Below are 6,107 nucleotides of genomic sequence, written 5' to 3'. Positions count from 1 at the left end.
CTGATCGCTCCTATCGCCATGGAAGAAGGTCTGCGCTTCGCGATTCGTGAAGGTGGCCGTACTGTTGGCGCCGGTGTTGTTGCCAAGATCATCGCCTAATAGCGACCTGATCTGACTCTACCGCTCTAAACAAATAGCCCCGGGCTCAGGCTCGGGGCTTTTACTGTATAAAATATTGACAGTAATATTGACGGCGCGTAGAATCCCGCTTTCTTTGCTGTCTGCCCACCAATGATGGGGCGGACTTTGTTCTTTAAATATTATTAGGTCATGAAGATGAGTCAGCAGCCTAAAGCTCAACAAATCCGAATTCGACTCAAGGCTTTTGATCATCGCCTGATCGACCAGTCCACACAGGAAATCGTGGAAACTGCTAAGCGCACTGGTGCTCAGGTTCGAGGTCCCATCCCCCTGCCTACTCGCAAGGAACGCTTCACCGTGCTGATTTCTCCGCACGTCAACAAGGATGCCCGTGACCAGTACGAAATTCGTACGCACAAGCGCATGCTGGATATCGTCGAGCCAACTGAAAAAACCGTTGATGCTCTGATGAAGCTCGATCTTGCTGCGGGCGTTGAAGTTCAAATTAGCCTCGGCTAATTATCTGGCGAGAGCGCGTTCTGCGTGTCTCGTCGTGTGTAACGCTCTGAGATGGGCGGCCATAGCGGGTGATAGCCCCGTACACGAAATGAGGTAAATCATGTCAAATCAAGCTGACGGCAAAAAGCCGCGCCTCGGCCTGATCGGCAAGAAGTGCGGGATGACCCGTATTTTCACCGAAGATGGTGCTTCTTTGCCGGTTACTGTCGTTGAAATTGGTCCTAACCGTATTGCCCAGGTGCGTACTGTCGATGTTGATGGTTACAGTGCTGTTCAGGTTGCGGCTGGTGCCAAGAAAGCATCTCGTCTCACTAAGCCAGAAGCTGGCCACTACGCCAAGGCAGGCGTTGAAGCCGGTTCCGTGCTGGTTGAGTTCCGTACTTCTGAAGAATCCGAGCTGAAAGTCGGTGACGTTCTGCCTGTTTCCATGTTTGAGGCAGGTCAGAAGGTTGATGTTACCGGTCGCTCCAAGGGTAAGGGTTTCCAGGGTGTTGTTAAACGCTGGAACTTCCGTACTCAGGACGCTACCCACGGTAACTCCCTGTCTCACCGTGCGCCTGGTTCCATCGGTCAGTGTCAGACTCCTGGACGCGTGTTCAAGGGTAAGAAGATGGCTGGACATATGGGCGATGAGCGCGTGACTGTTCAGTCACTGGAAATCGTTCGCGTCGACGAAGAGCGTAACCTTCTGCTCATCAAGGGTGCGGTGCCGGGTGCTACTGGTGCTGATGTTGTTATCAAGCCTGCTGTTAAAGCTGGCTCCGCAGCCTGAGGGGATTTGAAGTATGGATCTGAATGTAATGGGTTCAGGCGCTCTGCAGGTTTCTGATGCAACCTTTGGTGCCGAATTCAATGAATCACTGATTCATCAGGCGGTTGTGGCTTTTCTGGCTGGCGGCCGTCAGGGCACCAAGCAGCAGAAGACTCGCAGCGATGTAAGCGGCGGTGGTCGTAAGCCTTGGCGTCAGAAGGGTACTGGTCGTGCACGTGCCGGTACTATTCGTAGCCCAATTTGGCGCGGGGGTGGCACCACGTTTGCTGCACGTCCTCAGGATCATTCTCAGAAACTGAACCGTAAGATGTACCGTGGTGCACTGCGTTCTATTCTGTCTGAGCTGGTTCGCCAGGAGCGTCTGGTTGTCGTTGAAAGCCTGAAGCTGGAAGCGCCTAAGACCAAGCAGATGGTTGCCAAGCTGAAAGAGCTGGAAACCAATAATGCACTGTTTGTGTCCGAAGAGATTGATGCAAACCTGTATCTGTCTGCGCGCAACATTCCTTACGTCGATGTTCGCGATGTGCAGGGTGTGGATCCGGTCAGCCTGGTTGCTCATGACAAAGTTGTCATGACCGTGGCAGCCGTGAAGAAGTTCGAGGAGATGCTGGGATGAACCAGGAACGTCTGTTGAAGGTGCTGCTTGGGCCTCACATTTCCGAGAAGGCTTCGGTAGTCGCTGAAGAACGTAATCAATACGTTTTCAAAGTGGCCAAAGACGCTGTAAAGCTTGAAATCAAAAAAGCTGTTGAGCAGCTGTTTGAAGTCAAGGTCAAGTCTGTCCGCACTGTAAACGTGAAGGGCAAGACCAAGCGCACCATGCGTGGTCTGGGCAAGCGTTCAGACTGGAAGAAAGCGTACGTTGCTCTGGAAGCGGGTCAGGAAATTGACTTCGCGGACGCTGAGTAAGAGGAGATCGACAGATGGCTGTTGTTAAGTGTAAACCCACTTCTCCCGGGCGCCGCTTTGTAGTCAAGGTTGTTAACCCTGACCTGCACAAGGGGAAACCCTTCGCTGCGCTGTTAGAGAAGAAAAGCAAGACCGGTGGTCGTAACAATAACGGTCGTATCACGACCCGTCACAAGGGTGGTGGTCATAAGCAGCATTACCGTGTGATCGACTTCCGTCGCAACAAGGATGGTATTCCTGCGACTGTTGAGCGCCTGGAATACGATCCGAACCGTACAGCAAACATCGCCCTGCTGAAGTACCTGGACGGTGAGCGCCGTTATATCATCGCTCCCAAGGGTGTGAAGGCTGGTGACAAGCTGTTCTCTGGTGTGGATGCGCCGATCAAGGCAGGTAACACTCTGCCTCTGCGTAATATCCCTCTGGGTTCTGTGATTCACTGTGTTGAACTGAAGCCTGGCAAGGGTGCGCAGATGATGCGTTCCGCCGGTACTTCTGCTCAGCTGGTTGCCCGTGACGGTGCTTATGTGACCCTGCGTCTGCGCTCCGGCGAAATGCGTAAGGTGTTGGCTGACTGTCGTGCGACTCTCGGTGAGGTATCCAACAGCGAGCATAACCTGCGCTCACTGGGTAAGGCTGGAGCCAAGCGCTGGCGTGGTGTTCGCCCGACCGTTCGTGGTGTTGCCATGAACCCGGTAGATCACCCGCACGGTGGTGGTGAAGGTCGTACCTCCGGTGGTCGTCATCCGGTTACTCCGTGGGGTGTGCCCACCAAGGGTCGGAAGACTCGCTCGAACAAGCGTACTGACAAGTTCATTGTCCGTCGCCGCAAGTAATTGAGAGATAGAGGATACGACAGTGCCACGTTCACTTAAAAAAGGTCCTTTTATTGACCTGCACCTGCTGAAGAAGGTGGAGGACGCGGTAGAGTCTGGAAACAAGCGCCCGATCAAGACCTGGTCGCGCCGTTCCATGATTATTCCGCAAATGGTTGGTCTGACCCTGGCTGTTCATAATGGTCGTCAGCACGTACCCGTCTATGTGTCCGAAGAAATGGTTGGCCACAAGCTGGGTGAATTTGCCGCAACGCGTACCTACCGTGGTCACGCAGCGGACAAGAAGGCCAAGAAGCGTTAAGAAGGGATAAGAGATGAAAGAAGTAGCTGCTATGCACAAAGGCGCTCGCATTTCTGCCCAGAAAGCTCGCTTGGTCGTTGACCTTGTTCGCGGCAAAGGGGTGGCTGAAGCGCTGGACATCCTGACCTACAGCAACAAAAAAGCTGCTGTCCTGGTCAAGAAGGTTCTGGAATCCGCAATCGCCAATGCGGAACACAACGATGGCATGGATATCGACGAGCTGAAGGTATCCAGCGCCTACGTTAACGAAGGCATGACCATGAAGCGCATCAAGCCTCGGGCGAAAGGCCGTGCTGATCGCATTCTGAAGCGGACTTGCCATATCACTGTCAAGGTTGCTGAGGTGTAATCAGATGGGTCAGAAAGTACATCCAACGGGAATTCGCCTGGGCATCGTCAAGAACCACACCTCTGTGTGGTATGCCGAAGGCAGCGCTTATGCAGACAACCTGATTGCTGATCTGAAGGTGCGTGAGTACCTGCAGAAGAAGCTGAAGAATGCGTCTGTTAGCCGTATCGATATTCAGCGTCCCGCGCAAAGCGCACGCGTCACCATCCACACTGCCCGTCCCGGTATCGTGATCGGCAAGAAGGGTGAAGACGTTGAGCGTCTGCGTCAGGACCTGAACAAGATGATGAATGTGCCTGTGCACATCAACATCGAAGAAGTACGCAAGCCTGAGATGGATGCTCAGCTGGTAGCGCAAGGTATTGCGGGCCAGCTGGAGCGTCGTGTTATGTTCCGTCGCGCCATGAAGCGTGCGGTTCAGAACACCATGCGTTTGGGCGCCAAGGGTATTCGTGTTCAGATTTCCGGCCGTCTCGGCGGTGCTGAAATCGCACGGACCGAGTGGTACCGCGAAGGTCGTGTGCCTCTGCACACCCTGCGTGCCGATATCGATTACGCTACTTACGAAGCACACACCACTTATGGTGTGATCGGTATCAAGGTCTGGATCTTCAAGGGCGAAGTCATCGGCGGCGTCCATGAAGAGGAAAAAGAACAGAAGAAACCCGCTCGACGTCCGCGTCGCAAGCCGGCTAAGAAGTAAGGAGTAATAACGATGCTCCAACCTAAGCGTACTAAGTTCCGCAAGATGCAGAAGGGCCGTAACCGCGGTCTGGCTCAGCGTGGCTCCAAGGTCAGCTTCGGCGAATACGCATTGAAGGCAACTGGCCGTGGCCGTATAACAGCCCGTCAGATTGAAGCAGCTCGTCGTGCGATGACTCGTCACGTTAAGCGTGCTGGTAAAATCTGGATTCGCATCTTCCCTGACAAGCCCATCAGTAAGAAGCCTCTTGAGGTTCGTATGGGTAAAGGTAAAGGCGCCGTCGAATACTGGGTATGCCAGATCCAACCTGGTCGTGTCCTGTATGAGATGGAAGGTGTATCCGAAGAGCTGGCGCGTGAGGCATTTGCCCTGGCTGCTGCTAAGCTGCCGGTTCAAACCTCCTTCGTCAAGCGGGGAATGATGTAATGAAAGCTGCAGAATTGCGTGGAAAATCTGCCGAGGAGCTCAACGCTGAGCTGCTCACCCTGCTGCGCGATCAGTTCAACTATCGCATGCAGAAGGCAACTGGTCAGCTGAAGCAGACTCATCTGCTGAAGCAGGCCAAGCGGGATATTGCCCGCATTAAAACGGTCCTGAATGAGAAGGCAGGTGAATAAGATGGCCGAAGACAAGAAAGTCCGCACTCTGACCGGTAAGGTTGTGAGTGACAAGATGGACAAGACCATCACTGTCCTCATTGAGCGCCGTGTAAAGCATCCGCTCTACGGTAAAATCGTAAAGCGGTCTACTAAACTGCACGCGCACGATGAAAGTAACGATTGCCGTATGGGTGATGTCGTCACTATCAAGGAAACTCGTCCTCAGTCAAAGACTAAGTCTTTTGAGCTGGTTTCCATTGTTGAGCGTGCGACTCAAATCTAAGGCTATACCGGCCTTCAGGGCCGGCTTTGGGTCTGCAGTTTGAGGAGAAGGTAATGATTCAGACCGAGACAGTACTCGACGTAGCGGATAACAGCGGTGCCCGTCGTGTTCAGTGCATTAAAGTACTGGGCGGCTCCCACCGTCGTTATGCCGGTATCGGTGACATCATCAAGGTCACCGTAAAAGAAGCCATCCCGCGTGGCAAAGTGAAGAAAGGCCAGGTAATGAATGCCGTGGTCGTTCGCACTAGAAAGGGCGTTCGTCGTCCCGATGGATCTCTGATCCGTTTTGACGGTAACGCAGCAGTGCTTCTGAACGCTAACCAACAGCCGATCGGCACCCGTATCTTCGGGCCCGTGACTCGTGAGCTGCGTGGTGAGCAGTTCATGAAGATCATCTCACTGGCACCAGAAGTGCTGTAAGGAGGCTGCTGTGAAAAAGATTCGTCGTGATGATGAAGTTGTCGTAATTGCCGGTAAGGATAAGGGCAAGCGCGGCAAGGTGCTGAAAGTGGCCACTGATGGTCGTCTGGTTGTAGCCGGCGTCAACATGGTCAAGAAGCACCAGAAGCCTAACCCCATGTTGGGCCAACCTGGCGGCATCGTAGAAAAGGAAGCAGCTATTCAGGCTTCCAACGTTGCTATCTGGAACCCCGAGAGCCAGAAGGCTGACCGCGTCGGCTTCTCCTTCACTGAAGAAGGCAAGAAGCAGCGCGTGTTCAAGTCCAATGGCAACCCGGTCGATGCGTGAGGTCA

General features: G+C 53.6%; 14 protein-coding genes. All 14 read left to right on the top strand.

What is annotated here, in order from left to right; all coding sequences use genetic code 11:
* On the top strand, window positions 1–99 hold a 99-nt coding region (locus ABD892_RS25965; protein ID WP_486329168.1), incomplete at its 5' end, for an EF-Tu C-terminal domain-related protein.
* A 177-nt stretch (window positions 100–276) separates the two neighbouring features.
* Window positions 277–600, top strand: a complete 324-nt coding sequence (gene rpsJ / locus ABD892_RS25960; protein WP_211829051.1) for a 30S ribosomal protein S10 — start codon at window positions 277–279, stop codon at window positions 598–600.
* A 100-nt stretch (window positions 601–700) separates the two neighbouring features.
* Entirely contained in the window at window positions 701–1,372 is a 672-nt protein-coding gene (gene rplC / locus ABD892_RS25955) for a 50S ribosomal protein L3 (RefSeq protein ID WP_345199259.1), read from the top strand.
* Window positions 1,373–1,385: 13 nt separating this feature from the next.
* Window positions 1,386–1,988, top strand: a complete 603-nt coding sequence (gene rplD / locus ABD892_RS25950; protein ID WP_345199258.1) for a 50S ribosomal protein L4 — start codon at window positions 1,386–1,388, stop codon at window positions 1,986–1,988.
* The gene (gene rplW / locus ABD892_RS25945; protein WP_211829048.1) at window positions 1,985–2,281 is read left to right on the top strand and encodes a 50S ribosomal protein L23; all 297 of its coding nucleotides are present in this window, start codon (window positions 1,985–1,987) and stop codon (window positions 2,279–2,281) included. The genes rplD and rplW overlap by 4 nt, the downstream gene beginning before the upstream one ends.
* Window positions 2,282–2,295: 14 nt before the next feature.
* Window positions 2,296–3,117 (top strand): 50S ribosomal protein L2, encoded by an 822-nt coding sequence (rplB, locus tag ABD892_RS25940; protein WP_345199257.1) that lies wholly within the window; start codon window positions 2,296–2,298, stop codon window positions 3,115–3,117.
* Window positions 3,118–3,139: 22 nt separating this feature from the next.
* Entirely contained in the window at window positions 3,140–3,418 is a 279-nt protein-coding gene (gene rpsS, locus ABD892_RS25935; protein WP_345199255.1) for a 30S ribosomal protein S19, read from the top strand.
* A gap of 13 nt (window positions 3,419–3,431) precedes the next feature.
* Entirely contained in the window at window positions 3,432–3,767 is a 336-nt protein-coding gene (gene rplV, locus ABD892_RS25930) for a 50S ribosomal protein L22 (RefSeq protein WP_345199253.1), read from the top strand.
* Window positions 3,768–3,771: 4 nt separating this feature from the next.
* Window positions 3,772–4,470: a 30S ribosomal protein S3 gene (gene rpsC / locus ABD892_RS25925; protein WP_345199252.1), complete on the top strand. Its 699-nt coding sequence runs from the start codon at window positions 3,772–3,774 to the stop codon at window positions 4,468–4,470.
* A 12-nt stretch (window positions 4,471–4,482) separates the two neighbouring features.
* A complete protein-coding gene (gene rplP, locus ABD892_RS25920) occupies window positions 4,483–4,896 on the top strand; it encodes a 50S ribosomal protein L16 (RefSeq protein WP_211829043.1) in 414 nt (137 codons plus the stop codon).
* Window positions 4,896–5,087 (top strand): 50S ribosomal protein L29, encoded by a 192-nt coding sequence (rpmC, locus tag ABD892_RS25915; RefSeq protein ID WP_345199250.1) that lies wholly within the window; start codon window positions 4,896–4,898, stop codon window positions 5,085–5,087. Before rplP ends, rpmC begins: the two co-directional genes overlap by 1 nt.
* 1 nt (window position 5,088) lies before the next feature.
* Window positions 5,089–5,352, top strand: a complete 264-nt coding sequence (gene rpsQ / locus ABD892_RS25910) for a 30S ribosomal protein S17 (RefSeq protein ID WP_211829041.1) — start codon at window positions 5,089–5,091, stop codon at window positions 5,350–5,352.
* Window positions 5,353–5,405: 53 nt separating this feature from the next.
* Window positions 5,406–5,774 carry a 50S ribosomal protein L14 gene (rplN, locus tag ABD892_RS25905; protein WP_211829040.1) on the top strand — a complete coding sequence of 123 codons (369 nt, stop codon included), beginning with the start codon at window positions 5,406–5,408 and terminating at the stop codon, window positions 5,772–5,774.
* 10 nt (window positions 5,775–5,784) lie between these two features.
* On the top strand, window positions 5,785–6,102 hold the full coding sequence (gene rplX / locus ABD892_RS25900) for a 50S ribosomal protein L24 (RefSeq protein ID WP_345199247.1): 318 nt from the start codon (window positions 5,785–5,787) through the stop codon (window positions 6,100–6,102).
* Window positions 6,103–6,107: the final 5 nt, after the last annotated feature.

It is taken from the genome of Kistimonas scapharcae (assembly GCF_039540975.1).
Lineage (GTDB): Bacteria > Pseudomonadota > Gammaproteobacteria > Pseudomonadales > Endozoicomonadaceae > Kistimonas > Kistimonas scapharcae.
Note: the sequence above shows the minus strand (reverse complement) of the source record. Positions and strands in the feature narration are given on the sequence as shown.

Excerpts from the sequence above, each read along its gene's own strand:
- rpsJ (WP_211829051.1), top strand. The coding sequence starts at position 277 with ATGAGTCAGCAGCCTAAAGCTCAACAAATCCGAATTCGACTCAAGGCT.
- rplC (WP_345199259.1), top strand. The coding sequence starts at position 701 with ATGTCAAATCAAGCTGACGGCAAAAAGCCGCGCCTCGGCCTGATCGGC.
- rplD (WP_345199258.1), top strand. The coding sequence starts at position 1,386 with ATGGATCTGAATGTAATGGGTTCAGGCGCTCTGCAGGTTTCTGATGCA.
- rplW (WP_211829048.1), top strand. The coding sequence starts at position 1,985 with ATGAACCAGGAACGTCTGTTGAAGGTGCTGCTTGGGCCTCACATTTCC.
- rplB (WP_345199257.1), top strand. The coding sequence starts at position 2,296 with ATGGCTGTTGTTAAGTGTAAACCCACTTCTCCCGGGCGCCGCTTTGTA.
- rplV (WP_345199253.1), top strand. The coding sequence starts at position 3,432 with ATGAAAGAAGTAGCTGCTATGCACAAAGGCGCTCGCATTTCTGCCCAG.
- rpsC (WP_345199252.1), top strand. The coding sequence starts at position 3,772 with ATGGGTCAGAAAGTACATCCAACGGGAATTCGCCTGGGCATCGTCAAG.
- rplP (WP_211829043.1), top strand. The coding sequence starts at position 4,483 with ATGCTCCAACCTAAGCGTACTAAGTTCCGCAAGATGCAGAAGGGCCGT.
- rpmC (WP_345199250.1), top strand. The coding sequence starts at position 4,896 with ATGAAAGCTGCAGAATTGCGTGGAAAATCTGCCGAGGAGCTCAACGCT.
- rpsQ (WP_211829041.1), top strand. The coding sequence starts at position 5,089 with ATGGCCGAAGACAAGAAAGTCCGCACTCTGACCGGTAAGGTTGTGAGT.
- rplN (WP_211829040.1), top strand. The coding sequence starts at position 5,406 with ATGATTCAGACCGAGACAGTACTCGACGTAGCGGATAACAGCGGTGCC.